This window comes from Cobetia sp. SIMBA_158, from assembly GCF_046566945.1.
GTDB lineage: Bacteria > Pseudomonadota > Gammaproteobacteria > Pseudomonadales > Halomonadaceae > Cobetia > Cobetia amphilecti.
The window spans coordinates 1-269 of record NZ_JAWJYL010000413.1 but is presented as its reverse complement, the minus strand read 5'-3'; the positions used below and the strand labels follow the sequence as shown (position 1 = coordinate 269).

Genomic DNA, 269 nt, shown 5'->3' with positions numbered 1-269 from the left:
ATCCGGTAATCGTGACAAACTCGACTTTGAAAAACTAGCCGAACGAGTAGGGTGTAAGAAAGTAAAACTAGCTTCGCCAAAGGAAATTCAAAAAATAACAGGATTTGAGGTTGGTAGTGTTCCAATGATTGATTTTGATTTACCTTGTGTGCTTGACAAAAACCTTTTCAACAATGACTTTGTTTATGGAGGAACAGGGGAATCCACATGCACCTTAAAAATTGAACCACAAGCGTTGCATCAATTGAATCAGGTCGTAGCAACATTCG

Annotated in this window: 1 protein-coding gene; it reads left to right on the top strand. The window is 38.7% G+C overall.

The window, feature by feature from the left end; genetic code table 11:
- The coding region (locus tag R2R70_RS20510) for an aminoacyl-tRNA deacylase (protein WP_410978980.1) at positions 1 to 269 on the top strand (269 nt) is incomplete at both ends.